This is a genomic window from Pseudomonas sp. PS01299, assembly GCF_029960145.1.
Taxonomy (GTDB): domain Bacteria; phylum Pseudomonadota; class Gammaproteobacteria; order Pseudomonadales; family Pseudomonadaceae; genus Aquipseudomonas; species Aquipseudomonas putida_A.
On sequence record NZ_JASCPO010000007.1, the window covers coordinates 42,204 to 68,331 of the forward strand.

24 protein-coding genes and 1 pseudogene are annotated in these 26,128 nt (G+C 53.4%); 10 read left to right on the forward strand and 15 right to left on the reverse strand.

Annotated features, from left to right (window positions below; genetic code table 11):
- Positions 1-3: 3 nt before the first annotated feature.
- Both QMX91_RS03245 and QMX91_RS03250 read right to left on the reverse strand, forming a co-directional pair.
- On the reverse strand, positions 4-1,392 hold the full coding sequence (locus QMX91_RS03245; protein ID WP_070411942.1) for a heavy metal sensor histidine kinase: 1,389 nt from the start codon (positions 1,390-1,392) through the stop codon (positions 4-6).
- Positions 1,392-2,078, reverse strand: coding sequence for a heavy metal response regulator transcription factor (locus tag QMX91_RS03250; protein ID WP_019816984.1), 687 nt, complete (start codon positions 2,076-2,078; stop codon positions 1,392-1,394). Before QMX91_RS03250 ends, QMX91_RS03245 begins: the two co-directional genes overlap by 1 nt.
- Positions 2,079-2,282: 204 nt before the next feature.
- Here QMX91_RS03250 and QMX91_RS03255 point away from each other — a divergent pair, with 204 nt between their 5' ends.
- The 3 genes from QMX91_RS03255 to QMX91_RS03265 all read left to right on the forward strand — a co-directional run bounded on the left by QMX91_RS03255 (position 2,283) and on the right by QMX91_RS03265 (position 5,866).
- On the forward strand, positions 2,283-2,636 hold the full coding sequence (locus QMX91_RS03255) for a co-regulatory protein PtrA N-terminal domain-containing protein (protein WP_024616841.1): 354 nt from the start codon (positions 2,283-2,285) through the stop codon (positions 2,634-2,636).
- Positions 2,637-2,793: 157 nt separating this feature from the next.
- The gene (locus QMX91_RS03260) at positions 2,794-3,327 is read left to right on the forward strand and encodes a plastocyanin/azurin family copper-binding protein (protein ID WP_019816982.1); all 534 of its coding nucleotides are present in this window, start codon (positions 2,794-2,796) and stop codon (positions 3,325-3,327) included.
- A gap of 181 nt (positions 3,328-3,508) precedes the next feature.
- Positions 3,509-5,866, forward strand: a complete 2,358-nt coding sequence (locus QMX91_RS03265; protein ID WP_166495143.1) for a heavy metal translocating P-type ATPase — start codon at positions 3,509-3,511, stop codon at positions 5,864-5,866.
- Positions 5,867-5,886: 20 nt separating this feature from the next.
- Here QMX91_RS03265 and QMX91_RS03270 read toward each other — a convergent pair whose 3' ends face one another.
- From QMX91_RS03270 to QMX91_RS03285, 4 genes are read right to left on the reverse strand one after another with little or no spacing between them, the layout of a single operon-like run.
- Positions 5,887-6,087: a DUF1289 domain-containing protein gene (locus tag QMX91_RS03270; protein ID WP_282412214.1), complete on the reverse strand. Its 201-nt coding sequence runs from the start codon at positions 6,085-6,087 to the stop codon at positions 5,887-5,889.
- Positions 6,088-6,089: 2 nt separating this feature from the next.
- The gene (locus tag QMX91_RS03275; RefSeq protein WP_045061253.1) at positions 6,090-6,461 is read right to left on the reverse strand and encodes a hypothetical protein; all 372 of its coding nucleotides are present in this window, start codon (positions 6,459-6,461) and stop codon (positions 6,090-6,092) included.
- A gap of 39 nt (positions 6,462-6,500) precedes the next feature.
- On the reverse strand, positions 6,501-7,439 hold the full coding sequence (gene dmeF / locus QMX91_RS03280) for a CDF family Co(II)/Ni(II) efflux transporter DmeF (RefSeq protein WP_282412215.1): 939 nt from the start codon (positions 7,437-7,439) through the stop codon (positions 6,501-6,503).
- A gap of 20 nt (positions 7,440-7,459) precedes the next feature.
- The gene (locus QMX91_RS03285) at positions 7,460-7,735 is read right to left on the reverse strand and encodes a metal/formaldehyde-sensitive transcriptional repressor (RefSeq protein ID WP_019816892.1); all 276 of its coding nucleotides are present in this window, start codon (positions 7,733-7,735) and stop codon (positions 7,460-7,462) included.
- A gap of 361 nt (positions 7,736-8,096) precedes the next feature.
- Between QMX91_RS03285 and QMX91_RS03290 the strand changes: the two genes are divergently transcribed.
- Positions 8,097-8,297, forward strand: a complete 201-nt coding sequence (locus QMX91_RS03290; protein WP_019816893.1) for a heavy-metal-associated domain-containing protein — start codon at positions 8,097-8,099, stop codon at positions 8,295-8,297.
- Between the two features lie 110 nt (positions 8,298-8,407).
- Here QMX91_RS03290 and flgB read toward each other — a convergent pair whose 3' ends face one another.
- Complete coding sequence (gene flgB / locus QMX91_RS03295) at positions 8,408-8,821, reverse strand: flagellar basal body rod protein FlgB (RefSeq protein WP_019816894.1); 414 nt, start codon at positions 8,819-8,821, stop codon at positions 8,408-8,410.
- Between the two features lie 383 nt (positions 8,822-9,204).
- Between flgB and QMX91_RS03300 the strand changes: the two genes are divergently transcribed.
- The 6 genes and pseudogenes from QMX91_RS03300 to QMX91_RS03325 all read left to right on the forward strand — a co-directional run bounded on the left by QMX91_RS03300 (position 9,205) and on the right by QMX91_RS03325 (position 14,042).
- Complete coding sequence (locus QMX91_RS03300; RefSeq protein WP_019816895.1) at positions 9,205-9,411, forward strand: co-regulatory protein PtrA N-terminal domain-containing protein; 207 nt, start codon at positions 9,205-9,207, stop codon at positions 9,409-9,411.
- 177 nt (positions 9,412-9,588) lie between these two features.
- Positions 9,589-11,565 carry a copper resistance system multicopper oxidase gene (locus QMX91_RS03305; RefSeq protein WP_158830531.1) on the forward strand — a complete coding sequence of 659 codons (1,977 nt, stop codon included), beginning with the start codon at positions 9,589-9,591 and terminating at the stop codon, positions 11,563-11,565.
- 12 nt (positions 11,566-11,577) lie between these two features.
- Positions 11,578-11,826, forward strand: a complete 249-nt coding sequence (locus QMX91_RS03310) for a hypothetical protein (protein WP_131670796.1) — start codon at positions 11,578-11,580, stop codon at positions 11,824-11,826.
- A 4-nt stretch (positions 11,827-11,830) separates the two neighbouring features.
- Complete coding sequence (locus QMX91_RS03315) at positions 11,831-12,772, forward strand: copper resistance protein B (RefSeq protein WP_081376980.1); 942 nt, start codon at positions 11,831-11,833, stop codon at positions 12,770-12,772.
- Positions 12,773-12,781: 9 nt separating this feature from the next.
- Positions 12,782-13,585 (forward strand): annotated as a pseudogene (locus QMX91_RS03320) (cytochrome c).
- A complete protein-coding gene (locus QMX91_RS03325) occupies positions 13,575-14,042 on the forward strand; it encodes a DUF411 domain-containing protein (RefSeq protein WP_032872163.1) in 468 nt (155 codons plus the stop codon). Before QMX91_RS03320 ends, QMX91_RS03325 begins: the two are co-directional and overlap by 11 nt.
- Before the next feature lie 305 nt (positions 14,043-14,347).
- Here the strand turns inward: QMX91_RS03325 and QMX91_RS03330 are convergent, their stop codons facing one another.
- From QMX91_RS03330 to QMX91_RS03365, 8 genes are all read right to left on the reverse strand, one after another.
- A complete protein-coding gene (locus QMX91_RS03330) occupies positions 14,348-14,680 on the reverse strand; it encodes a DUF2790 domain-containing protein (RefSeq protein WP_032872197.1) in 333 nt (110 codons plus the stop codon).
- A 187-nt stretch (positions 14,681-14,867) separates the two neighbouring features.
- Positions 14,868-16,499: a TniQ family protein gene (locus tag QMX91_RS03335; RefSeq protein ID WP_243753519.1), complete on the reverse strand. Its 1,632-nt coding sequence runs from the start codon at positions 16,497-16,499 to the stop codon at positions 14,868-14,870.
- Positions 16,500-16,880: 381 nt separating this feature from the next.
- Positions 16,881-18,548, reverse strand: a complete 1,668-nt coding sequence (locus QMX91_RS03340; RefSeq protein WP_158830529.1) for a TnsD family Tn7-like transposition protein — start codon at positions 18,546-18,548, stop codon at positions 16,881-16,883.
- A gap of 17 nt (positions 18,549-18,565) precedes the next feature.
- Positions 18,566-20,026 (reverse strand): ATP-binding protein, encoded by a 1,461-nt coding sequence (locus tag QMX91_RS03345; protein WP_019816907.1) that lies wholly within the window; start codon positions 20,024-20,026, stop codon positions 18,566-18,568.
- Positions 20,023-22,191: a Mu transposase C-terminal domain-containing protein gene (locus QMX91_RS03350; protein ID WP_158830528.1), complete on the reverse strand. Its 2,169-nt coding sequence runs from the start codon at positions 22,189-22,191 to the stop codon at positions 20,023-20,025. Before QMX91_RS03350 ends, QMX91_RS03345 begins: the two co-directional genes overlap by 4 nt.
- Complete coding sequence (locus tag QMX91_RS03355; protein WP_024014928.1) at positions 22,188-23,042, reverse strand: TnsA endonuclease N-terminal domain-containing protein; 855 nt, start codon at positions 23,040-23,042, stop codon at positions 22,188-22,190. The genes QMX91_RS03350 and QMX91_RS03355 overlap by 4 nt, the downstream gene beginning before the upstream one ends.
- Positions 23,043-23,324: 282 nt before the next feature.
- Positions 23,325-25,157 carry a glutamine--fructose-6-phosphate transaminase (isomerizing) gene (gene glmS, locus QMX91_RS03360; protein WP_098966411.1) on the reverse strand — a complete coding sequence of 611 codons (1,833 nt, stop codon included), beginning with the start codon at positions 25,155-25,157 and terminating at the stop codon, positions 23,325-23,327.
- Between the two features lie 2 nt (positions 25,158-25,159).
- On the reverse strand, positions 25,160-25,936 hold the full coding sequence (locus QMX91_RS03365; protein WP_098966413.1) for a DeoR family transcriptional regulator: 777 nt from the start codon (positions 25,934-25,936) through the stop codon (positions 25,160-25,162).
- Positions 25,937-26,128 lie beyond the last annotated feature (192 nt).

Sequence of the window (26,128 nt, forward strand, 5' to 3'; positions counted from 1 at the left end):
CGCTCAGCTAACCGTGGAATCGACGGCCGGAAACTCAAGATGAAAAGCCGTTTTCCCGTCGCCTGACGTACACCAGATCTTGCCATTGTGCGCTTCGACAATTGATCGGGTAATCGACAGACCTAGCCCTGCGTTGCTCGGACTTCCTTCTCGCCGCGCTGGGTCCACGCGATAAAAACGATCAAACAGCTTTTCAAGATGTTCGGGGGCAATGGGCTCACCATGGTTTTCCACGACAACCGTTACCGACGCGTCCTTGTGCTGAATATCGACACTGATTGACGTCCCTTCATAGGTGTAGCGCAGCGCATTTGAGAGTAGATTGGAAATCGCTCGGTGGAGCATAAGGACATCACCTCGCACGCTCCCCCGTCCTGAAACCTTAAGCTCGATCCCTCGTTCATCAGCCAACAGGCGGTAGTACTCAAGCAATTTTTCCACGACAGCCACCAGGTCTATTGGCTTGTTCTCGTGCGTAATTAGACCATTGTCAGATTTCGCCAGAAAAAGCATGTCATCAATCATCCGGCTCATGCGCTTCAAGTCATCAAGATTGGAGTACAAATTGTCTTCGTAGTCCTCGATGTTTCTTTTTCTCGAAAGCACCACTTCAGTGTGGGTCATCAAGTTGCTCACGGGGGTCCGTAGTTCGTGGGCAATGTCTGCCGAAAAGTTGGATAACCGGACAAATGCATCGTCGAGCCTGGATAACATGGCGTTGAACGACAACACCATCTGTTGAAGCTCTTTCGGAACGGGTGCCAGGGGAATACGCTCCTTGAGTGATTTTGCTGACATGGAGGCAGCTACCCGTGTGACCTGGCGGATAGGCCGCATGCCACTGCTAGCTACCATCCAGCCGAGTGCAGCACTGACCAATGCGCTGATCACCAACCCTATCCAAAACCATCGTTCGAGCGTCTCGAAAAAGGACATATGCTGAGTAACGTCAAAAATCAACATGACAGTTAATGGCCTTTCTTGTCCCGTCACTACGGATTGGGCAGTCACACCACGGAACATCTGCTCTTGCTCCCGCCATTCCCAGACGGTTGTGTTTGTGGTTGTGCGAAACGCCTTCGGAACGTCGACCGGGCCGGGATCCGCAAACAGCACCTTGCCGTCGCCATCGATGATAAGCGCAGTCAAATCACGGTGTGCGCCCAGCAGCGCTTCTAACTCCGGTTTAGCCTCGCTGAATTGATCGATGTTGCTCAGCCCGGACAAGATCCGCTGAGTCGAGTGGAGTTTTTCGTACAATGCCTGCTGATCCAGCATCTTAAAATGATGCCGGCTGAGGTTATTGAAACTGAGTCCGGCGACCGTGAGCACAGCCGTTACCGCGAGCATAAACATCAGACTCATACGAGTCGTCAGGGACATCCGGTTCATCACGACTCCGAATCTGGTGCATCGAGCATGTAACCCATTCCCCTTGAGGTATGAATCAACTTGACCTCAAAATCGTCGTCTATCTTGGCCCTGAGCCGTCTCACTGCAACCTCGATAACGTTGGTATCGCTGTCGAAGTTCATATCCCAAACCTGGGAGGCGATAAGAGACTTTGGCAGCACCTCCCCTCGACGACGCAGCAGAAGCTCAAGCAACGCAAACTCTTTGGCCGTAAGGTCTATGCGTTTGCCTCCTCGGATGGCTCGACGCTTGAGCAGGTCCACTTCAAGGTCAGCCAGTTTCATAAAGGTTTGCGAAGGTGCGCTGCTACCGCGACGCAGCAACGTTCTGACTCGAGCAAGCAATTCAGAAAACGCGAAGGGTTTGATCAGATAGTCATCCGCACCGAGTTCAAGTCCCTTCACTCGGTCTTCAACGCGGTCTCTGGCGGTGAGAAAAAGCACCGGGACGTCTTTCCCGGAAGCGCGAACCTTCTGCAGGACTTCCCAGCCATCCAAACCCGGCATCATGACGTCGAGAATCAGCAGATCATAGGCTTCGCTCAAAGCGTGCTGAAGCGCCTCTTTTCCATTCGTGAAACGGTCGACATTGAACCCGGCCTCGTTGAGCCCTTGCTGCAAATAGATACCTATTTTTGGTTCGTCTTCAGCGACAAGAAGTCTCATGAGGTCGTTCTCAGATAATGGTTAAGCGGAGTCTGCAACGAAAACTGGCAGCCAACCAGCAACTGACAGAAAAGTAATCTTGGCTTCAGGTAGATGTCAGCGAGTGCTGGCTAGGGTTCAGACATGAGTACTTTATTGGTGCTCGACCGACCTCTGAGCGATGAATCGTATGGAAGTCGGATTCCCTCATGAGGAGCTACCCCTATGAACCGCCTGAAAATGCTGTTTTTTGTAAGCTCGATACTGGTCTCGGCTTCTGTGTGGGCTGAAAGCGGCGGAGATCGAGTCATTGAGCGTATGGAAGGTTTGCGCGACAAGGCCGAAGCCACGTTGATGAAAGCTGAACAAGCCCCTGAAGGAGAGCGTCACGTCCACATGGCAGAACACATGAAGATGCTTGGGGACATCATGAGCCAGCTCCACAACGATCACCCAGATGCCTCAATGTCACCCCAAGAGCATCTAGCCTGGATGGAGAAGCACGACAAAATCGTTGATGACGTTTTGCGCCAGATGCAGCGCGAGCACAAATTGATGCTTTCAGAAAACCATCAATAAACGCCCCCTGGATAAGTTCTTGTCAGCATCTTGTTGCGGCGTCAATTGGACGCCGTATCTATTTAGAAAACTGACAAAGAAGTAATGCCCAAGTCAGTTAGCTGGCAGCTGAGCATCATTAGCATAGCCAATGTTCCCACGTATTCCTGAGGTCACCATGAAAACTACGCTCGCTACTCCGTTCATCGCAGCAATGACCCTGTTTTTCGCTGCCACGGCTATGGCTAATGCAGGGCATGGACAAGACGACATAGGCCAGCCTGGTGTGGCCTCTGACGTTACCCGCACGGTTGAGGTCGAGATGGGCGACATTTTTTTCAAGCCTAAAAGCATCGACGTAAAACCTGGTGAAACAATCCGCTTTGTCCTTCGCAACGAGGGTTCGCTGCTGCATGAGTTCAACATCGGCAAAGCCGCTGCTCATGCAGCACACCAGAAAGAAATGGCAAGCATGTTCAAGAACGGAACACTAAGCCCTACCGGTACCGGGAAGATGAGCGGCATGAGCCACGGCATGGGCGGAATGAAGATGGTCGCAATGGAGCATGACGACCCTAACAGTGTCCTGATTGAGCCTGGCTCAACCCAAGAGCTGATCTGGACCTTCAACGACAGTGCAGGGCTTCAGTTTGCCTGCAACGTGCCGGGGCATTACCAATCGGGAATGGTCGGCGAGTTTGATCTGAAATAAACCGGAGTCGGCTATTTCTGCCGGCCCGACGCAAGAGTTGGCTACGCTAAGTCGCAAGTAACATAGCAACGCTTACTCAGCCGGGGTCCGTGCGGAAACATCACCGCACCACTGTGGAGCCGCAAATAATCGTTGTACTGAATATGCTCATTTCTAGTAGCACCTTACAAGGGGAATAGACATGCCTACCACCTCTGGCCATCACGACCATAATCACACCCATGCTGCTTCCCGGGATGATGCTGATCTACATGACCCGGTGTGTGGAATGGCAGTCACTTCGTCGAGTAAATTTGCTGAGACTTACCAGGGACAGACGTATCGGTTCTGTAGCCTGAAATGCCAGGAGAAGTTTCGAGCGGACCCTGAGCGCTACAGTGGCCACGTGGTGCGCGACGAGTCAGGCAGCACAACGCCGGAGTCTGCGGTACAAACGGGCGCTGAATTTACGTGCCCGATGCATCCTGAAATACGGCAGACCGGACCCGGTAACTGTCCTAAATGTGGCATGGCACTAGAGCCTGTCATGCCGGCGCTTGATGAAGAAGAAAATCCTGAACTCCGGGATTTCAATCGCCGCTTCTGGTGGTCGCTGCCCTTAACCGTGGTCGTAACCGTGCTCGCGATGGCGGGTCACTCGTTACAACTTCTTCATGGTTCAGCTCAAAACTGGATCGAGTTCGCTCTGGCGACACCCGTGACCTTATGGGCAGGATGGCCTTTTTTTGTAAGGGGACTGGCCTCGGTTAAAAATCGCAGTCCCAACATGTGGACTCTGATTGGGTTGGGCACCGCCGCAGCTTATCTGTACAGCGTCATAGCAACGCTCTTCCCCCAAAGTTTTCCCTCCAATTTCATGCAAGATGGACGTATCGGCGTTTACTTCGAAGCGGCAGCGGTCATCATCTCGCTCACGTTGCTTGGCCAGATCCTTGAGCTCAAAGCCCGATCACAAACTTCCGCCGCCATTAAGTCTCTTCTCGGCCTTTCGCCCAAAACTGCACGCCGGATCAATGCCGATGGCCAGGAGGAAGACATTCCTCTCACACATGTGCACCTGGGAGACCACTTACGGGTCAGACCGGGTGAAAAGGTGCCAGTTGATGGTTCGGTACTTGAGGGTGAAAGTGCGGTGGATGAGTCGATGCTCACTGGCGAGCCAGTCCCGGTAATGAAGAAAGCTGGAGATAGCCTGATCGGCGCCACGCTGAATACGCATGGGAGCCTGGTGATGGAGGCCCAGAAGGTCGGTGCCGAAACCATGCTGTCCCAGATCGTACAGATGGTCGCGAGAGCTCAGCGTTCCAAGGCGCCGATGCAACGAATGGCCGACTCGATTGCCGGCTACTTCGTGATGGGTGTTATCGCGATTGCGATAATGACATTTATCGGTTGGGGGCTTTTCGGCCCTGAGCCCAGTTGGGTGTTTGGTCTAATCAACGCTGTCGCCGTGCTGATCATCGCTTGTCCCTGTGCGTTGGGACTTGCTACGCCTATGTCGATCATGGTGTCGACAGGTAAAGCAGCCAGCATGGGTGTTTTGTTCAGAGATGCCAGTGCAATTGAAAGCCTTTGCAGAATCGACACGCTGATTGTCGACAAGACAGGCACCCTGACAGAGGGACGGCCCGTGTTTCACAGCGTGGAGGCCACTCCCACCTTCAATCCCGACGACGTCCTTCACCTGGCTGCCAGCCTTGATCAGGGCAGTGAGCATCCTTTAGCACATGCGATCGTCGATCACGCCCGAGCCGAGAACATAAAGCTCACCAAGCCCGAATCCTTTGAGTCGGATTCGGGTATCGGCGTCAGTGGCGTTGTCGATGGCAAGAAGCTCCAGCTGGGGAACACAGCGTTGATGGAAGCCGCAGGCGTGAGCACCAACTCCCTACAAGAGCGCGCTGAGGTGTTGCGACTTGACGGCATCAGTATTATCTACCTCGCCGTCGACGGCGCATTGGCAGGTTTGTTGGCCGTATCAGATCCGATCAAGCCAACCTCAAAAGAGGCCGTCACCAAGCTTAAGGCTCACAACGTGAAAATCATCATGGCTACTGGGGACGGGCTTACTACCGCTCGGGCTGTCGCCAGGGAGATGGGGATTGAAGAGGTCCACGGTGAAGTCAAACCCCAAGACAAGGAACGTCTGGTGGCAGACCTACAGCAACACGGGCGAAAAGTGGCCATGGCAGGTGACGGTATCAACGATGCTCCGGCCCTGGCGCGAGCAGATGTGGGGATAGCCATGGGAACGGGGACTGACGTGGCGATGAATAGCGCGCAACTCACGCTGGTCAAAGGTGACCTGATGGGGATCTTACGAGCACGAGCTCTTTCGGTCGCCACAGTTAAAAACATGCGCCAGAATTTGGGCTTTGCTTTTCTCTACAACTCAATGGGTATACCTCTTGCCGCTGGTTTGCTCTATCCATTGACGGGGCACCTCCTGTCGCCAATGATCGCTGCCATAGCCATGAGCGTCAGTTCCGCGTCGGTAGTTTTCAATGCATTGAGGCTGAGGAATACCCGAGTTGACTGACCTTCAAAATTGCAGCGGTTTTAACTCGGGGGGAATGGCGATCCATGTGCTTTCTTCAATCCCTTTAAGCGCGCATTCGCCCTTTGCATTGCGGCCATTTTTTCGGGCCGCTTCATGCGCTTCCACTTTCTGATGTCTTCCTTATTCCGCCCGCAGCTCACACACAGATCACCACTGAGTTGGCAAACCGAGATACAAGGATTCTCGATTTCTTTTGCCATGGTCAGTCCCCCTTAGCTTTATGTAGTTGAGCCACGCGACGTTTCCAGTCGCCTATGTGCGTGCGTTGGCACTCTTGCTCCGAGTCAAAGCGGACATTGCGGTCTGAAACAGGCAGGTCAAGATTGGCCTCTTTCAAGGCGATCGCCGTCAACTCAAAGATGCGGGCCTTCGCGTCAATCTCGGCCCGCTTCCTGTCAGCCAGGGTTTCGAACACCCAGATGACCTTCAGGGTTTCAGCCAACGCACTTAGGTCAGCGGTGTGAGTGAGCCAAATAAACCCCTTTATCTCGTCCTTTGCTGTTTCGCACGCGTCGGTGAGCGTGACGATCAACTGGCGCTCGATCCGAGCCAGTTCACGTTTACCGGGCGGCATCGGTGTGTCCTATAGAGGTTGTGCTGGACAGGCGCTGAGTCATGTCTGCCGGAACTCGACGGTCAGGTGGCTGACTTCGTGAACTGTTTTGAGACGCTCACGAATGCTCTCGGCGTTCACAGTGGCTTCACCTAGAACGCTGACGATCGCCGCGCACGCTTGAGGTCCCACCCTCCAAACGTGCAAGTCTGTAATGGTAGCGCCACCAGGTTTCTCAACGAGTTCGCGGATTTCCTCGGCAACGTGCGCGTCGGTCTGATCGAGCAACACGCCCGCAGTTACCCCCATCAAGGTCCAGGCCCAACGCGCGATAACGATAGCGCCGACGATACCCATGACCGGGTCGAGCCACACCCAACCCAGATATCGACCGGCAAGCAAGGCAGCGATGGCCAGAATCGACGTCAGCGCGTCTGCAACGACGTGGACATAGGCGGACCTCAAGTTGTTGTCGTTTCCGTTGTAGGCATGAGGGTGATCGTGGTCGTGCCCATGTCCATGTCCATGTCCATGCCCATGCCCATGCCCATGACCCAGCAGCAGGGCACTGACAATGTTGACGAGCAAACCGACAACGGCGATGAGGGTCGCGGTGCCAAACTGAACCGGTGTTGGCTGCAACAAACGCATGAACGATTCAACGCCAATGCCCAACGAAATCATGCCAAGAATCAGCGCCGAGGCGAACCCGCCCAAGTCTCCAACCTTTCCTGTACCGAAACTGTAGCGCTGGCTGGTAGCGTGGCGTTTTGCGTATCCGTAAGCGGCCGCCGCGATGCCCAATGCGCCGGCATGGGTTGCCATGTGGAAGCCATCGGCCAGTAACGCCATCGAACCCGTGATATAGCCGGCGGTGATCTCCCCGATCATCATTACCACCGTGAGTGCTACAACCCAAAGCGTACGCTTGGCATTCTCATCGTGCGCTGAGCCTAGAAACACGTGGTCGTGTGTGTAATCGATGTCGGTCCTGCTCATACGTGTTTACCTGGATGCATTCACTTGGAGTACCGGCGGATAGCTTCAAGAAGCTCTTCGACGCCCTTGTTACGCTCTTCTTCGCTGAGCGCGGGGTTCGCGACATGTGCTCGTGCGTGATCCTCGATGATCTCCTCCATCAGCCCGTTGATGGCACCCCGAGTGGCCGCAACAAGATGTAGTGTCTTGGCGCAGTCGAAGTCCGATTCCAATGCTCGTTCAACAGCTTGAATTTGCCCGGCAATACGTTTTACACGTTTAAGAAGATCGTCTTTGTGTGATGCGATATGACCCACGCTATACCCCCCCTACCTATATAGGGTCGCATGATAGGCCTCCCCCCTATACCTATGCAAGGTTCGCGGGAGGACAGATCAAAGCCGTTGACGAAACGAGAGGCATACAAAATCGTTGGATCAAGCGAGAGAGCCGCAATGTTGCCGTTAGCCGACCTTTACCGACGAGAACAATAGGGCGCACTCCTGGAAACCGTTCAAATGGTAGCGAGCTAATTAGCAGCCGAGTGGTCAAGTCCCGTAAAACTTCTCGAAATCTGCGCTCACGGCTTTGATTAGATAATCGTTGACCTTGCCATGGTGTCAACGTCGATGCTGTCGCTGCGGGGAAAAGACACCGCTCAGCACGAGGGTAATTCACATGGTCGTCTTAGATGTATCAGGCATTGGTTGCGGCAGCTGCGTCGGCAAAATCACCAGAGCGATCCAGGCACTGGACGACAACGCTACGGTCTCCGTCGATCGATCAACCGGTAAGGTGAGTGTTGAAAGTAGCGAAAACGCTGAACAGCTCCGTAAAGCTGTGGAGGCTGTTGGTTTTCCTTCCAAGATCAGCCATTGAATGGAGACGCCTGCTCCTGAGTAGAGCGTCGTCTGATGGTGAATACCTTTGAATCCGAAAGTACCTGAGCCGCTGTATCGGCCAAAGTTGGCTCGCATGCGCCTATGCTGCTAGTCACCGCGCAGAGCTTTGAGCAAACCCTTGAATGCTCCATTTAGCCGAGTAAAAGCGGCATCGAAACGTATCGCGTTTTCCGTGTATTTCGCGACCTCGACCTGCTGATCGACAGTATTTTGGTCCAAGGCAGGCTGAGCCGGCGTGCTGTAAAGCAAGTCGCGCCCGTATATAGCCACCGCCGATTCTTTCTTAAGAAAATGCTTTGCGTTTGTTGTTTTCAAAGAAAACGCAGTGGTAGCAGGTTCTTTGGTTTGGCTGGCGAGCACAGTAGAAAAATCCAAGTCTTGGGCTTTGAAGTTCGGAGTGTCAGCGTTCGCGATATTGTTACTTAAGATCTCAGCTCTTTGGCCACGATAAACTAACGCTCTTTCTGCGGAGCCTAATGCTTTCTCAAAATTAATACTCACAATTAATCACCCTCGGTGGCATTACTATCTTCTTTGATCATTGAACACCCAGCTGTTGCAGCAGAGCATTCAAGTCTCCTATTAATTTTAATGCAGAGACCTAGAACATCGCCTCCGTGAGAATTAATGGAACCCAAAGCAATGATTACACTTCAATCTTATATTCAATAAAAGTCGCGCAATGCGAAAAGATGGAGACCATACGTATTAAATAGCGTGTACTTCAAGAAAAATATTCCAAACTGACACAACTGTAATATTGGCCTAAGCTTCCTGACAGGGGGTGTCTCTTATAGTCCAACTGAGTCTTTTGCTCACCCCCAAAGAGTCCAATCCATGATGTGATTCAGAGGGGATATTTTCACACATCTGAGGTAGCCCATATGAACACCATCAAAACCTTGTTCGTCGTCGCAGCGCTGACTGTTTCCACTCTGGCCATGGCTGAAGGCGGTGGTGACCGGACTTTCGCACGTATGGAAGTGGCCAGGACGAATTCGATGGAATCGTACCAGGTAGCTCAAACGCAGAGCGCTCAACCGCCTGTCGCTGAAAGCAAAGCCAAAGCGATGGACCATAAAAACTGCTGAACGATCAGGCACGCGGCCAAGCTGACAGAAATGTAATCACGAAGGTGGTTTAGATGTGGCAATTTCTGAGCTCGCTTGCAATGAAAAATTCGTCTTTTTTTCGGTACGCGAAGCTCATCTTGCCAACTCACGGGTTGATTTGAACGGCTCCCTTTTGACTGATTGGAAATAAACGGCATGCATTCCAAAACCTCTAGACGGACATTCGTTAAAGGCCTGGCCGCCGGCGGCATCCTTGGCGGCCTTGGTCTGTGGCGCACTCCTGTATGGGCAGTGACCAGTCCCGGCCTGCCGAGCGTCCTCACCGGCAACGAATTTGATCTGTTTATTGGTGAAACGCCGGTAAACATCACTGGCTCGCCGCGCACAGCCATGACCATCAATGGCTCGTTGCCGGGGCCTTTGCTGCGTTGGCGCGAAGGGGAGACGGTCACTCTGCGCGTGAAGAACCGTCTGGATCAAGACACCTCCATCCACTGGCACGGCATTATTTTGCCTGCCAACATGGATGGCGTACCGGGTTTGAGCTTCCACGGCATCGCGCCCGACGGCATGTACGAATACAAGTTCAAGGTGCATCAAAACGGCACGTACTGGTACCACAGCCATTCTGGGTTGCAAGAGCAGGCAGGTGTTTACGGGCCAATAGTCATCGATTCGAAAGAGCCTGAGCCGTTTCAATACAATCGCGACTATGTGGTGATGCTGACTGACTGGACCGATGAGGATCCTGGGCGCGTCATGGCCAAACTCAAGAAACAATCGGACTACTACAACCACCACAAACGTACCGTGGGCGACTTCATCGACGACGTCAGCAAGCAAGGTTGGTCTGCTGCCGTCGCCGACCGGAAAATGTGGGCCGAAATGAAAATGAACCCAACTGATCTGGCAGACGTCAGCGGGGATACCTACACCTACCTCATGAATGGCCAAGCGCCGAACGGCAACTGGACCGGTATTTTTAAGCCTGGCGAGAAGCTACGCCTGCGCTTTATCAATGGCTCAGCGATGAGCTATTTCGATGTTCGCATTCCTGGTTTGAAAATGACCGTGGTGGCGGCCGACGGCCAATATGTCCAACCAGTCAGTGTCGATGAATTCCGAATCGCCGTGGCAGAAACCTATGATGTGATTGTTGAGCCTGCCACCGAGGAGGCTTACACAATCTTTGCCCAGTCCATGGATAGAACCGGCTATGCGCGGGGGACCTTGGCAGTTCGTGAAGGACTGAAAACACCGGTACCGGCGATCGATCCGCGTCCGCTGTTGACCATGGATGACATGGGCATGGGCGGTATGGCTGGCATGGACCATGGCAGCATGGCTGGCATGGGCGGCGGCGATATGAAACAGGGTGACATGTCAGGTATGGCTGGCATGGATCACAGCAAGATGCAGGGAATGGACCAAGGTGACATGACCGGGATGACCGGCATGGGCAGCGGTGACATGACCAACATGGCCGGCATGGACCATAGCAAGATGGCAGGGATGGACAAAGGTGACATGTCCAACATGGCCGGCATGGACCACAGCAAGATGGCGGGGATGGACAAAGGCGACATGTCCGACATGGCCGGCATGGACCACAGCCAGATGGCAGGGATGGGCGGTATGGGAGGCGAGATGCAATCTCACCCAGCGTCCGAAACCAACAACCCGTTGGTTGACATGCAGGCCATGAACCCAACGCCAAAACTGAACGATCCAGGTATCGGTTTGCGGAACAACGGTCGACGGGTGCTCACTTACTCAGATCTGAAGAGCACTTTCCAGGACCCTGATGGCCGAGAGCCCAATCGCACCATTGAGCTGCATCTGACCGGTCACATGGAAAAGTTTTCCTGGTCCTTCAACGGCATCAAATTTTCTGATGCTGAGCCCCTTCGTCTCAAGTACGGGGAGCGTCTTCGCATCACCTTGGTAAACGACACCATGATGACGCACCCCATCCACCTTCATGGAATGTGGAGCGACCTTGAAGATGAAAACGGCAAGTTCATGGTACGTAAGCACACAATCGACATGCCACCGGGTACCAAGCGCAGCTATCGAGTAACCGCCGATGCTTTAGGTCGCTGGGCCTATCACTGCCACCTGCTTTTCCATATGGAAATGGGCATGTTCCGTGAAGTACGGGTTGATGAGTAAAGGAGACGATCTGTGAGCACACACCTAAATCGTAAATCGCTGATCGGTTGCCTCTTTGCTTTTGGCCTGATGGGTGGATTCTCCTGCGTAGCATTGGCAGTCGAAGAACGTGGTGATCCTTCACCTGCTACTTCTGCGGATGCGCCGAACAAGACTGCGACCACGTCAAACGAGGCAACGCCGAATCACGCGACGATACCTCATACCAAGATGCGCCATGAGTCGATGGATCATGACCATGAAAACAAGAAGGCGGATTGAGATCATGACCAAGAATTTTTTACGCCCAACGTTGATGGTATTGGCAGTTTCTACGAGTCCTGTCTTCTTTGCCGTGGCTCACGCCGCTGAAGAGATGGATCACTCGAAGATGAACCATGGCTCCATGGGAGCGATGGACCATAGCAACATGGGGGCTATGGACCACAGCAAGATGAAAATGGACGACGGTCAAATGACCGGCATGGAAAGTATGGATGAAGGGACGACGACAACCAGTCGAACCCCTGTCCCCGTACTTACCGATGCTGACCGTGCAGCCGCCTTTCCAGATGTCGCTGGTCATGGTGTCCACGACAAAACAATCAACTCTTTCATGCTGCTGGATAAGTTTGAATACCAGGATGCTGACAACGGTAGTGCGTTGGCTTGGGATGCGAAAGGATGGATCGGCGGTGACATTGATCGACTGTGGTTGCGCTCGGAAGGCGAACGTACCAATGGCGTGACGGAAAGTGCTGAATTATCCGCGCTCTGGGGGCACTCCATCGGACCGTGGTGGGACGTCGTCACCGGTGTACGACAGGATTTCAAACCAGGGTCTCCTCAAACCTGGGCCGCACTCGGCATTCAGGGCATGGCCCTCTACAACTTCGAGGCCGAAGCGACTGCCTACATCGGTGAGAACGGTCAATCGGCTGCTCGACTGGAAGGCGATTACGACATTCTGCTGACGAATCGATTGATCTTGCAGCCGACGGCCGAGGTCAATTTTTATGGGAAGAATGACCCTCAGCGCGGCATCGGGTCCGGATTAGCCAACACCGAAGTGGGGCTCCGATTGCGTTATGAGATTGTCCGCCAATTTGCCCCTTATATCGGGGTGAGTTGGAGCCGTTCCTATGGCAATACGGCAGACTTTGCACGTGAGGAAGGTGAAGATGCCAGCGAGGCACGCTTTGTCGCCGGTATCCGGATGTGGTTCTGAGAACCGGGCATGAAGATTACACTGAAGGCACTGATAGCTGCTGGTCTGGCCACCGTAGCAGCGGCTGCCGGCGTGGTATATTTCGGCGTGATCAATGTCGGGGCGGATGATCCCCACTCTGCCCCTGTCTACGCGCTACTTTCTATTGCTCGGGATCGCTCGATCGAAGTGCGCTCGCGCGACATTCAGGTCCCCGACCTGAGCCAAGAAGCCCTCATCCGTGAAGGTGCTGGCAACTACAACTCGATGTGTGTCGGTTGCCATTTGGCTCCGGGCCTTACAGGCACCGAACTGAGTAACAGCCTTTACCCCGCACCTCCGAACCTTTCAAAACTGGGCGTCGATGGGCACCCAGCCGCAGCTTTTTGGATCATCAAGCACGGCATCAAATCCACCGGCATGCCCGCGTGGGGCAAAAGCATGGCCGATCCGTACATATAGGGGATGGTCGCATTTCTCCAGCAGCTTCCGTCACTTGATACAGAGCAATACAAAGCCCTGATCACGAGTAGCGGTGGCCATCAACACGGTGGTGGCGAAAGCGTGATGCACAACCATGAGGGTCAACATGGAACGACCCAGGGGCAAAGTGGCGCAGGTGCTGCCAACCAAAGGGCGGAAGTCCGCGCTAATGATGACGAGAAAAACACGGCACATGCCCATGGCCCCTCCGCAGCGCCGTCTGCAAAGGAGCCTGCGGACCACGCCGATCATAAGGGTAGGGAAGCTTCAGATGACGCGGCCCCGACTCCAACCGTACAGCCCAAATCACATACACATACTGATGGGAAGGAACATACCCATGCGAAATAATTCTCTTCGTCGCAGACGGGCACTTCGTCTCGCTGCTCTCGTGGCTCTGTTCATCAGTTCAGCCAGTCACGCAGCAGAGCCATTGACGATCGATGTACATCGCGACGCTAATTGCGGATGCTGCAAGAAATGGGTCCAGCACCTTGAAGCCAGCGGCTTTACCGTCGTTGATCACGTGGAAACCAACATGAGCGCGATCAAGCGCGGTCTCGGGATTTCTCCTGAGCTCTCGTCCTGTCACACAGCAACCATCAACGGAAAGTTTGTTGAAGGTCACGTGCCCGCCGAGCAAATCATTGCGATGAGCAAACGTGATGACCTGCTCGGGATTGCCGTTCCAGGCATGCCGGCCGGCTCCCCAGGAATGGAAGTGGACGGGAAACATGACGCGTATAACGTAATCGGCTTGTCAAAGGCAGGCACAGACCACGTCGTTGCTGAATACCCCGAAAACTGATCTTCTAATCTCACTCCTGCATGGTGAAGGTCATGGCCGTGCAGAGGACATAGCTCATTTCGAACGTAAAAAAGGCGCCACTAGGGCGCCTAAACCACCTCCCAAACCAAAGGAAAAACAAGGAGGCGGGATGTATCAGGTGGTCGAGCAATTGTTTACTGTACGTTAGAAACACTTCAACTGACGGACATGATTTCATAAAATGGATAACTTCAGCCTTTCCTGAAAATTACTTCTACGTCAGCGAGCAGTAAGCTAGTTTCGGACAAAGGAGAATTATGCAGTTCTTAAATAATTTTCATTGTCTAGCTTCCATGGGGGCAGTTGTCGGCCATGACCTTATATTCCACGGTGTTAAGCTTGCCCGTAGAGTCTTCATAGGTCATGCGCGAAGGAGCAACCCCACAGGTTTTATTGGCTTGCGTGACACTGACGACCTTGTGGATATCGAGGTTCATACCATATTCATAATGAACAACTTCAGGAGGAGTCTTGCCGTTCCTTGAGGCATATTGCTCCATTGCTTGTTGGTTCTCTTGCATCATTCGACCATACACGCGGTCACCGCCACCTTCAGCCATGGCTAATGAAGATAAGGTCAAAATCGAAGCGGCGCAAAACGCTTTCACTGCTGTCATTGCTTTCATGATTTTCTCCTAAAGCTCAATTTACTGAGTTAAAGAGTAACAAGTGAAAGCTTTCAGAAAGCTGCCGCGAAGGTTACTAATGTGAAAGGTGGACGCTACCCCGCATTTACGCTTTCAAGCCAGATGGGATTTTTGTTAACACCAAAGGTTGGCAGACGCTGACGGAACAAAGATGCCCTCAAAAGCTTATTTGAACCGGTGGTCCCTCCCAATTCCTCGATACGCCGGTAGACCTGAGCAGGGCCTCCGCGTCGACCCCGGTTCTTGCCAGGCTTTCCAGATCCCACTCGAAGAAACTGCAAAAAACCAGGAAAACCTTGCTTGATACCGCTGAGGTCAATCTTACCGTCGAGTAATTCACGGGGAGCTTCATCCTGATGAGTTCAGAGACAGTCCACACCAAAGTTCTTAGACGAAAATGCCATACTGACTCCTGATGAATCTTGATCTGTTGATAAGTAAGAGGGAACCTCTGCTTGCGTAGATCCAGCTCATGAGGTAACGAACCTGGGAGCAGCGATTGCAAATTCCGAATGTTCACTCTCTTCGGATCTTTCGTAACTTTATACAGCTCATCTACGCCCGCTTCGATAAGGGCTGCATAGGCGTCGTCTCTTGAGTCGACGGACTTTTCGACCTTAACTGTAGCTTTTTTAGGGGCATGGAGTTTTGCCATTAACCATGCGTTATCATTTTCTAGAATCCATTGCGTAGGTTTGTACGCCTTCTTCCAGAGGTACTCGATATTGGCATCGGTACGTAGCGCTAAAAGCAACTCGATTTTTTGGCGATATCTAGTTTTTTGACTAAGACGCGATTCTTCGACTTTGGGCGCTCGCGGAGAAACAGCGGCACTCAGCAGAATAGACTCATTCTTCAGAGCCTCTTCAAAGCCATCTGCACTGGAAAACAAATGAAGAGCAATGATCAAATGCCGCGCGAGCGGCATATTTAGCTGACCTTTATCTGATTTGAGCCGGATCCATTGCTCATGCTTTCCGGTGTTGTAGGCTGGATCAATCTGCGCCAAAAGCTCATCGCCGTAAGCGCTTTGGATGCTGTCGAATAGTTTTGCGATACCCGCATTTTTTCCGAAAATGAATCCGCGTTTCTTGCATTGGCGGACGTAGCACGAACTTAATACCGTACTGCCTATCGGAGGGATATTGCGTTGCAGGATATCGTGTGCGAACAGAGCGACTTTCTGTTCCATCTTTGACCCCTTGTGTATTGCTGCGCTGTTTAACGGGCTCCAGCCGCATGCGCATGGCTCAGTCAGATTGGGAAGCAGCTTCAATTTACGGTAGAACGGGCGAGAGCACTCGGGGCAGGCATGGATCAATGCGTCGCCATGACGCCAACAGACGGCAACACCGGGTATCTGGTGAGATCGATGCCAGTAGGCAGAACCCCGCTCAATCAAATCTTCCTGAACGCAGGTAGGACAAAGCTTAGCCTTGCCATGGGTGGACTCTTCTCTGCGGGGCACCCGTACCACCCCGTCATAACCCAGCGGTCCTTCGTTGTTCTCCGGCCCCTGCTTAACCCCAAGAAACGGCCGGTAAGCAGGAAAAGTAGTATTGCTACTGATCAGCTCTGCGAGATTGCTCTCCGATTGCCCCGGCAGCCTGTGTGCGAGCCTCTCGATCTGCTTGGGTACGATGCCACCAATGCAAAAGGGTTTCGATGCGAACAAATCGCGGTAGGTTTCTGTCGCGGTTCTATTGCCTGACAGATAGTGATAGCGGGTGACACGAGAGTGCAGCATTTCATCCGGCATCGACACGGGAAAAAATAATAGATCAGACATCATTTACCAATTAAAGGTAGGGGTCGAAGAGAACGTGCATCCGGGGGCAGTATATATGCAACCCGTAAAATTCTGTATCCGGTCTGGATTTGGAAATGACACAGCCGCTCAACTTTGAATCGTAGTAAATTCATCTAAACCCCGCCGCGCCCGTACTCCTTGAAATACAGAACACGTATCGATAACCCGTGTAGGTCAGCCAATGGCGATTGCAAAACTATTTCGGGTGATCGCGGGTTAGTACGTTTTAGATGATGATTGTGATGATCCAGCGTATGCCGACGCTATTCTGGTGGGTGCAAATTTTCATTAACAGAAAAACAATGTGTTCACGGTGAATTGATTTAGAACTTTTTTAGATGGAGAGAATGCCCGGCTGGATTACAGCAGGGGCCGAATGCTCGCGACTCTGTAGAGCGAAGAACGTGATATAGGCATGCCCTCCGAGAACAATTGGCGTCTAGCCCATTGCAGACGCCTATCGTGAAAGCCTTCGATTGGTTCACATACTTTTTCGAGCATTGCTGCACAGAGAGGAAGCTTGCAGAGCTGCTTTTCGAAGCGAGAAAGAACATGAAGCTCCCGACCAATCCTGGTACGCGAAATGCGGACAGGCTTACCCGCAAGAGCATAAAGCGTGTCGGCACACTGACGGACTTCGCCGGACAGTCTCGCATCGAGGGCAGCGAACATTTCGGCGCTATTCAGACGGGGCGTACGATGGGGGCTTGGGTTTGCAGTTGACTCCGAAAGCCACTGTCTGTCGTGACGATACAGCCACGCATACCCCCTGCATGCATGTGCTTTGTACAATCGATAATCAGCCTCGAAAGCCGCGCGTCTTGCGCATAGCTCAATGTGAAATCGCGCCTCCCTCCAAGCATCTTGCCCGCCGGGTACATTTCGGATGTGACGATAGACATACGCTGATGAAACGCCTAGAACGACAGCGATCTTTTTGGCATCAGCTCCTTCAAGAGCATGTTCCCACACAGCGGCTGACGAACAGTCCAGGCCTTCACCTGGCATCACCTGAGAAAGGCGCGCGTGAAGCCGAATGTGAGCTTTCGGATCACATGCCACCGCCTGTTTCACAGGGCATTGACCATGCAGCAAGCTCACCATTTCAACGCCCAGAGCACCGGCCAATAAGATGTATTTGAGCGGATGGTGAGAGGTTATAGGCGTACGAAGCAGCTTCGTGACCCATGAGGCGGGTGTACCTGCACGAACATCTCCGAGTATAGAAAATTCCCATTCTCGCGGGAGTGTGGCAAAAAAATCGGCCATGTGCTGCGCCAGCATGTGCAGGTGCAAGCGATGGTTATCAGAAGCAAGGTTGAGCTGCGTTGCCCTTTGTAAAAGCGTGTAGCGCACCGCCTCCGCCGACAAAGCAGTGACTTCAGACTCGAGGACCTGAAGTGAGCGCAACGCTATTTCGTGAAGCGGTGGCATGCACCGCAACGGGGTGTCGAGATGTACCGTGTGTGCTTGCACATTCTCATCACTCGGCAGATTAAGTTGTCGAGAGCTGCGGCTTAACCAGCGAGGATCAAGGATCCTGAGTGACGTACCGTGATGCGGACATACCAGCACGCCTGGAAGCATGTGGACCCTGTGCCAGTAAGCAACTCCCCGTTGAGCCTGATCTTGGGCAATACATTCTGGGCATAACCGCACTCGGGAGGCGAATCCAATACGGCTCGCGTTGACGCCCAGCTTTAACATCAAGCCTTTCCCATCAGCGGTCATCAGTGTCCGAGCGTGTTCAACCTGGCTCATCCTCAAAAACGGCGCATAGTAGGGTAATAATGTGTGGCGCATGAGGACCTCGGCTACCGATAGCTCAGTACCGCTGGGTAGCGCATCGACAAAATCCCCTAAATGACTCGGGAATGCCACATTTTGCGAAAAAGCTGCCGCCGATTTCAGTCCGGCAAATGCTGCTTGGCAATTACGAACACCGCAAAGACGGGCATAACGAGAAATCACGCTGTGCAGCGTCTCGTCGGGAAACGCGGCGGGGAAGAAATGGAGTTTAAGTTGCACTTCACCCCCCCTCCGACTCACGCTTTGTGATACATCGGTGAGAACTCAAACAGGTCCTCGTTGAGCCAGCCCGCAGCGCGCAGAGCGTCGAGGGGAGCGTCATGTTCGCTAAGCGCTTTAGCCTCTGAGTTTTCCACAGCAGTAGCAATCGGCGATGGGTGATCTTTCGCAAAAATGGTCGGAGATGGGTCTACCGGCTTCTCACGGGATACAACGCTTCGAAGCAAGGTGAGGCGATCCTCTCGTGCCAATCCATCGAAAACCATCATTTCGCTCAGCTGATCCTCAATCGGCAGCAAATCGTCAAACTGTCGCATCCGCTTCGGATCACGGCTACGCAGAGCTGAAAGGGCTGGCTTTAGAATCTGCATTTTTGAGTTGCTTACCTTCACCAGGATCTCGGCAGTCAAACACTCCGAGCCACTCTGGACCGCATAACGCTGACTCAATACCAGCAGCTTGACCAGGAAATCCGTGACGCCTTGAGTGTGCTCATACAGCGTGTCAAAAATCTCGTCGGTCAGCTCAGCCGTCTGTTTGCACCACTGATAGCTCCAGAGATTTTCGACCAACAACCGCCACTCCTCATCATCCTTTTCGAATCGTTTGAATTCGAGCGTACCAGCACCACAAACTCGGCGGGCAGTCCGCATGGCTTCTGAGAACAGGCTAATCGTCGAGTTCGTGCCACTGAAAACCACCGGGATACCGATGTTGTTTACCAAGTGCAGGAAAAAATTCAGCATGCTCTCCTTACCACCGGTTTTCGCCAGGTGGAGGTTTTGCAGCTCGTCGATCAACAAGGCGCCGATGAAAAACGTGCTGGCCACCTGCTCCATCTGTTGCAGCGCATCATTGATGTTTCGATGCCGGTAGCGCTTGTGGTAGTCCTTGTCTCCTAGAGCGTCTCCAACCGCATAAAAAAACTGCTGGCAAAATCCAGCCAGCGATCCATCCCGAGGGCAGTCAAGCTTCAGCCATGTGATTTGGGTATGAACAAACTGCTTTCCCTCATAGCGCTCATGACGGATTGTCTGTGGATAAAGGCTCAAGATGGCGTGGAGTGCCGTTGACTTGCCAATGCCGCTCAGGCCGACGACCGTAAACGTTTCTGCAGTGGACTTGAACGCATCGTGGTAACGCTGAGCTCCCGATAAAGAATGCAAATGCCGGACGGTAGCGGGCGACATCGGGTTACGCCCGACATACCCTCGACGGATGAGCAGTGAGAACAGGGCCTCCAGTTCCAGATGTAGCAAGAACGGCTGTACGACGGTTCTCAGCCTGTCGATACAGTGAATTCGAGTGGCTCCTTCGAGCGTCAGCTCTTTCGGATCCACCGGCTGAGGAAAGTTCGAAATCAGTTCAACAGCCGCCGCCTCCGACAATATCGGAGGCAAAGCTTCGATAAGCGGGTTACCCGCATACTCACTAATGTCCTGTCTGACGTAATTGGCGAACGTCTGTGCACCTTTCATTTTGCCTGTCCTGGCCGAATTCTTTTGAGCAAATCGATAACCTGCGCAGTCCGCTCGCCGGCATATGAATCATGCGCTTTCGGTGTCAATTCAGATTGAAGTGAAGCTGGCTCCGCCCTAACGCCTTCAGGAACAACCGCATTTTCACGCTCACGGAGACGTTCTTCTGCGCGGTTCTCGCGGATGTTTCCAGTGGCCTCTGCCTTGGTGGGCGGAGCAGGTTCCAGTTTTCGTTCTGCGAGTGCATGACTGATGATCTGGTGGACCTGATCGCTAAGCTGCACACGGCTTTCCAGCTCGGCTCGCCGGCGAGTAGGCGGTTTTTGGCGATAGGCTTCGAGCAGATCAAAAATCTCGTCCGAGCGGTAATTCGCGTAACCGGCATCCGATCGTCGAAGATCACAACGGATAAACTGCTTGGCCTCTCCCTGAATCCAAATGTGTGCCGCCGAGTTCGGATCGAACCAACACTCTATTGACCAAACGCCCCCTTTGCGAGCCTTGGCAAACCAATCTTTCTCTATGGCCATATCACACACGTAGTGCATGCCGCGAAACATAACCCCACCCTTTTGAACGGTCGCGCGCTCGCGAGGCAAGAGATGGAGGTAAACCAGCTCGTCAGGACGTTTGTTGGATTCGATCAGGTCGTTGTCGCAGGCCCAATTCCATATCCCGTTGGGTGTAGGTTCAACGCCGTCATTCATCATCGCCTGCGTCAGTCGTTCAGGCTGTCGATGGTGCCCGTTATAGTGGAGTACGCACTTGATGAGGATTTGGGTGAACTCTTTGAGATTCAGCGTGGCATCGAGCCGGTAATCTCGCTCGCCTCGCTCTTTGTCTCGCGCTGCTACCCCGCCAGGTAGCCATCTGATACCCGTCAAATCATTCAAAATGCCAAACCGACTTTCCACCATAGGCTTCCAATCCGGCCGATAAGGCGGAGCAGTGCCCATCTCAATTCCCAATCCTGACGATAGCCCCTCTGCTGCGAGTGACAGCATCTCTCCTCGGTCGGCGTAAATCTGGTGGGGCAGGTGGTGACAATTCCAATCATCTGCATTGATTTCGACGCCGTTCTGAGCGCAGAACTCGACTTTGGAGGTAAACGCGTTGAACAGCGCTTGCCTGGCCCCATTCCAACTAGGGCCCTCCAATCCTACATAGAGACCAGCAATCATTCCGGAGAAGCTATCCACAACGATATAAACTACGGGCCGGCCAATGAGCATCCGCCTGGAGTAGCTGTTGACCAAATAAATATCGGCAATAGTCGCGTCGATCTCGAACTGATGACAGGGTCCACGCAGCCAATCGCGAACGGTACCTGAAAGCGGACGGCAGTCCTTTAACCATCTCCTCAATCCTTTACGGCCACGCTCGGTTGCAATCTCGTCGAAAAAAATCTGTCCCCAATATTGGAACTGCCTCAAGCTGGGGAGTTCTGAACCAGGCAACAAACGAAGCTCTTCTTCACTGTTTTTAGAGATGTCTCGAACAGAGTAGAATCGTCTCAACATTTCGTCATATGCGCTCGAAATAGATGATTTCTTATCTCTTACATAAAGAGCATATCCAACACGGATGCATCGTTTATCAACTGCACTGAGCATCTTGGAAGGCGAAGTAAGAACGCCTTGAAATTTAGGCTTTCGCCCTGGTGGCCTGCTCGGATCATATTTTCTATCGGCAACCCCTACTGCCGTATAATTGTTAAGCAATGAGTTGCGAACTTGACCATAAAACCAATAGCGGTAAAGAAGTCGATAGATCGTTTTCCGCTGGATTCCGAGCTCTGACGCCCGTTTGCTAACAAGTCGGCCTAACTCACCTCGTACAAATATTTGTCCTGGGTATTCAGGATCTAGCAGAGGGGCGATGACGGCCCACTTTTCGTCCCGGCCTTGCTTGGCTCTCTCATCCAACTGTTCCTCAAGCACAAGCATGAACTCGGGCGTGGCAATGGCTGCTGGTTTGGTGTGACCAGACGCTAACGATCGACGAAGCTCCTCCAGACCCACAGCGTATGGCTGCCGGGGTGGGTCAGATAGATCCATCACAACTGCTAAGTCATGCGTTTCATCTTGGTAAAGGAGCCTGGCTATCGTAGCGATGACCGACAGATCGGTTACAGGCTCGAAAACGTCATTAACGAGAACAGTCATGACATTTTCTCCTTCAACGATACTTGGACAGGGCTCGGTGAAACTTCGAAGCCAGGAACTAGACCAGTAAGGTGGAGAGGAGTGTTAACCAAATCGATTTTCAGTATCTTGTTCCAAACCAGATGAAAGAAAATTGCTTGAGCGTCTATATAGGAAATGGACAGAAGTGATGCTATTTTTCTTAGACAGGTGGCCAAGGTCCACGAATATTCCCGGCTGTTTACAAGGCACTCGATAAAATTCGAATGCAACGGCGCTTTCATTAAATCACGAGAGAGCTTCGAGTACCTCCTGATTAGTCCAAGATTTTTAATCAAATCTCGTGTAAAAAACTCGTCTGTTACGATTTTCCAATCAACACCTTGGCTTTCCCAAAAACGCTTTTCAATTTCAAGTTTTTCAAGCGTTCTTTTACTTCCGTTGCCAATTAAATCTGAACGATACTTCACCGTCCTAGCTACCGATTTGAAGTTTCCGCTCGGGTCCTTAACAGTTAACAGGAAGTCTGTTGTCATCACATAAGGCAGTGTTGTTCTAGGGTATCTTGGATAGCGTACATCGATCGCCGACGCTATCGCTTGCGCACGCTCTGTGGGTAGTAAAGGGTATTGCTCCCGGATATCCACGACGTCTTCAGAAAATTCACACACAAGGAAGTAGGAACGCTCGAGATCTGACAGGAGGTGATGAATCCTCTCGATCTTCACACCTTGAATCTTGTGCGAACGACCTATCGACGGGACATCTTGTACCCGCAGCCAAGGCACGTAGCTTGCCCCGGCGCCTTCGCCAAATCCATTTGCAATGTGCCGTTCAATGTCCTGCTGTGATGCAAATTTACGACCTCGCAACCCACGCCTCCTCAGTCGATGCGGACCGCTTCACCTCGCGTCGAGAAAAAGTCGTAGAAGGACACGACCGCCAAAGCGGCCGCATTCAAAACATTTTCCAGACTACACCCGCTGAAAGTTGAAGCGATGAATCCAGACCAAAGGGAAAGCCTGGAAAGGAAAACCCCCGTAGATACGGGGGTTTGAGCCTTGTGTCAATCTATGTTCATGCGTGTCAAACTTTATTGTTTTGTGTCAATCTTTATTGTTGAAAACCACGGGTCAATGTCAGCTGTGGATAACTTATTCCACCGTCACCGACTTCGCCAGGTTGCGCGGCTGGTCGACGTCGGTGCCCTTGAGCACGGCGACGTAGTAAGACAGCAACTGCAGAGGGATGGTGTAGAGGATCGGCGAAAGAATGTCGTGGATGTGCGGCATCTGCACCACATGGGTGCCTTCGCCGTTGGTCATCCCGGCTTTCTCGTCAGCGAATACGATCAGTTCACCACCACGGGCACGGACTTCCTGCAGGTTGGACTTGAGCTTCTCCAGCAGTTCGTTGTTCGGCGCCACGGTGACCACTGGCATGTCGTTATCCACAAGCGCCAGAGGGCCGTGCTTCAGTTCCCCAGCCGGATAGGCTTCGGCGTGGATGTAGGAGATTTCCTTGAGTTTCAAGGCGCCCTCCATTGCGACCGGGAACTGCGCGCCACGGCCGAGGAACAGGGTGTGATTCTTCTCGGCGAACAGTTCGGCGATTTTTTCCACCGTGCTGTCCATCGCCAGCGCTTCGCCCAGACGGGTCGGCAGGCGACGCAACTCTTCCACCAGCGTGGCTTCAACGCCTTTGCCGAGCGTGCCGCGTACCTGACCCAGAGACAGGGTCAGCAACAGCAGGCCGACCAGTTGCGTGGTGAACGCCTTGGTCGAGGCTACGCCGATTTCGCGACCGGCCTGGGTCAGCAGCGTCAGGTCGGATTCACGCACCAGCGAGCTGATGCCGACGTTGCAGATCGCCAGGCTGGCGAGGAAGCCCAGCTCTTTGGCGTTGCGCAGCGCGGCCAGGGTGTCGGCGGTTTCACCGGACTGGGAGATGGTGACGAACAGGGTGTCCGGCTGCACCACCACCTTGCGGTAACGGAATTCGCTGGCGACTTCGACCTGGCACGGGATACCGGCCAGTTCTTCGAGCCAGTAACGCGCGACCATACCGGCGTGGTAGCTGGTACCGCAGGCGACGATCTGCACGTTGCGCACTTTGGCGAACAGTTCGGCAGCCTGTGGACCGAAGGCCTGCACCAGCACCTGATTCGGACTCAGACGGCCTTCGAGGGTGCGTTGGACAACGGATGGTTGCTCATGGATTTCCTTGAGCATGTAGTGGCGGAACTCGCCCTTGTCGGCAGCTTCGGCACCATCACTGTACTGCACGGTCTGACGCTCGACGGTTTTGCCATCTACGTCCCAGATCTGCACGCTATCGCGGCGAATTTCGGCGATATCGCCCTCTTCCAGGTACATGAAGCGGTCAGTGACCTGGCGCAGGGCCAATTGGTCGGACGCGAGGAAATTCTCGCCCAGGCCCAGACCGATCACCAACGGGCTGCCACTGCGTGCGGCAACCAGACGATCCGGCTGTTGTGCGTTGATCACGGCCAGACCGTAGGCGCCGTGCAGTTCTTTGACGGTGGCTTTCAGCGCGACGGTCAGGTCAGGCTGATCCTTGAGTTTATGGCTCAGCAGGTGCGCGATGACTTCGGTGTCGGTGTCCGAAGTGAACACGTAACCCAGCGCTTTCAGTTGCTCACGCAGGGCTTCGTGATTCTCGATGATGCCGTTGTGCACCACCGCGATATCACCGGAGAAATGCGGGTGCGCGTTACGCTCGCACGGTGCACCGTGGGTCGCCCAACGGGTGTGGGCGATACCGAGACGGCCGACCAGCGGCTGTGCGGCCAGCGCCGCTTCCAGCTCGCTGACCTTGCCCGGACGGCGCATGCGCTCGAGCTTTTCATCGTTGGTGAAAACTGCCACACCGGCGCTGTCATAGCCGCGGTATTCAAGGCGCTTGAGGCCTTCGAGCAGGATGGCGGTGATATTACGTTCAGCAACTGCGCCAACAATTCCACACATGCTTATTTCTCCTGACTGACAGCCGCGCAAATCACGCTGATACCGCGGGCCTGTATCTGATCGCGGGCCTCTTGTGGCAGGCGATCATCGGTAATGAGGGTATGGACGCTGCTCCACGGCAGCTCCAGGTTGGGAATCTTGCGGCCGATCTTGTCGGCCTCGACCATCACGATGACTTCACGCGCCACGTCGGCCATCACCCGGCTCAGGCCAAGCAACTCGTTGAACGTCGTGGTACCGCGCACCAGATCGATGCCATCGGCGCCGATAAACAACTGGTCGAAGTCGTAAGAGCGTAGTACCTGCTCGGCCACCTGGCCCTGGAAGGACTCCGAATGCGGATCCCAGGTGCCGCCGGTCATCAGCAGCACCGGCTCGTGTTCGAGTTCGCTCAAGGCGTTGGCCACGTGCAGGGAGTTGGTCATCACCACCAGACCCGGCTGCTGGCCAAGCTCGGGAATCATCGCCGCAGTGGTGCTGCCACTGTCGATGATGATGCGGGCGTGCTCGCGGATACGTTTGACGGCGGCGCGGGCAATCGCCTGTTTGTACTTTGAAACGCTTTGGCCCGGTTCAGCGACCAATTCCTGCGGCATGGTGATCGCCCCGCCGTAACGGCGCAGCAACAGACCATGGCTTTCCAGTGCGGCCAGATCCTTGCGAATCGTAACTTCAGAAGTTTCGAAGCGCTTGGCCAGTTCATCCACACTGACTTCGCCCTGCTCATTGAGCAAGGCGAGGATATTGTGTCGGCGCTGGGGTGTGTTGCGTTTCGACATGGCGGCTTAAGTTTCGATTCGAAAGATAACGGAAGCAATCAAAACCTATCGGCCATAAATCGTCAAGCGACAGATCGAAAATTTTAGAAACGACCCAGACGAATGTGGGAGCGTGCTTGCTCGCGAATGCGGAGGGTCAGTCACTGAAATGTGAAACTGAAACACCGCATTCGCGGGCCAGCCCGCGCCCAC

Coding starts and splice junctions, on each gene's coding strand:
- QMX91_RS03245 (WP_070411942.1), bottom strand. CDS start 1,392: ATGAACCGGATGTCCCTGACGACTCGTATGAGTCTGATGTTTATGCTC.
- QMX91_RS03250 (WP_019816984.1), bottom strand. CDS start 2,078: ATGAGACTTCTTGTCGCTGAAGACGAACCAAAAATAGGTATCTATTTG.
- QMX91_RS03255 (WP_024616841.1), top strand. CDS start 2,283: ATGAACCGCCTGAAAATGCTGTTTTTTGTAAGCTCGATACTGGTCTCG.
- QMX91_RS03260 (WP_019816982.1), top strand. CDS start 2,794: ATGAAAACTACGCTCGCTACTCCGTTCATCGCAGCAATGACCCTGTTT.
- QMX91_RS03265 (WP_166495143.1), top strand. CDS start 3,509: ATGCCTACCACCTCTGGCCATCACGACCATAATCACACCCATGCTGCT.
- QMX91_RS03270 (WP_282412214.1), bottom strand. CDS start 6,087: ATGGCAAAAGAAATCGAGAATCCTTGTATCTCGGTTTGCCAACTCAGT.
- QMX91_RS03275 (WP_045061253.1), bottom strand. CDS start 6,461: ATGCCGCCCGGTAAACGTGAACTGGCTCGGATCGAGCGCCAGTTGATC.
- dmeF (WP_282412215.1), bottom strand. CDS start 7,439: ATGAGCAGGACCGACATCGATTACACACACGACCACGTGTTTCTAGGC.
- QMX91_RS03290 (WP_019816893.1), top strand. CDS start 8,097: ATGGTCGTCTTAGATGTATCAGGCATTGGTTGCGGCAGCTGCGTCGGC.
- QMX91_RS03300 (WP_019816895.1), top strand. CDS start 9,205: ATGAACACCATCAAAACCTTGTTCGTCGTCGCAGCGCTGACTGTTTCC.
- QMX91_RS03305 (WP_158830531.1), top strand. CDS start 9,589: ATGCATTCCAAAACCTCTAGACGGACATTCGTTAAAGGCCTGGCCGCC.
- QMX91_RS03315 (WP_081376980.1), top strand. CDS start 11,831: ATGACCAAGAATTTTTTACGCCCAACGTTGATGGTATTGGCAGTTTCT.
- QMX91_RS03325 (WP_032872163.1), top strand. CDS start 13,575: ATGCGAAATAATTCTCTTCGTCGCAGACGGGCACTTCGTCTCGCTGCT.
- QMX91_RS03330 (WP_032872197.1), bottom strand. CDS start 14,680: ATGACAGCAGTGAAAGCGTTTTGCGCCGCTTCGATTTTGACCTTATCT.
- QMX91_RS03335 (WP_243753519.1), bottom strand. CDS start 16,499: ATGTCTGATCTATTATTTTTTCCCGTGTCGATGCCGGATGAAATGCTG.
- QMX91_RS03345 (WP_019816907.1), bottom strand. CDS start 20,026: ATGAAAGGTGCACAGACGTTCGCCAATTACGTCAGACAGGACATTAGT.
- QMX91_RS03350 (WP_158830528.1), bottom strand. CDS start 22,191: ATGACTGTTCTCGTTAATGACGTTTTCGAGCCTGTAACCGATCTGTCG.
- glmS (WP_098966411.1), bottom strand. CDS start 25,157: ATGTGTGGAATTGTTGGCGCAGTTGCTGAACGTAATATCACCGCCATC.
- QMX91_RS03365 (WP_098966413.1), bottom strand. CDS start 25,936: ATGTCGAAACGCAACACACCCCAGCGCCGACACAATATCCTCGCCTTG.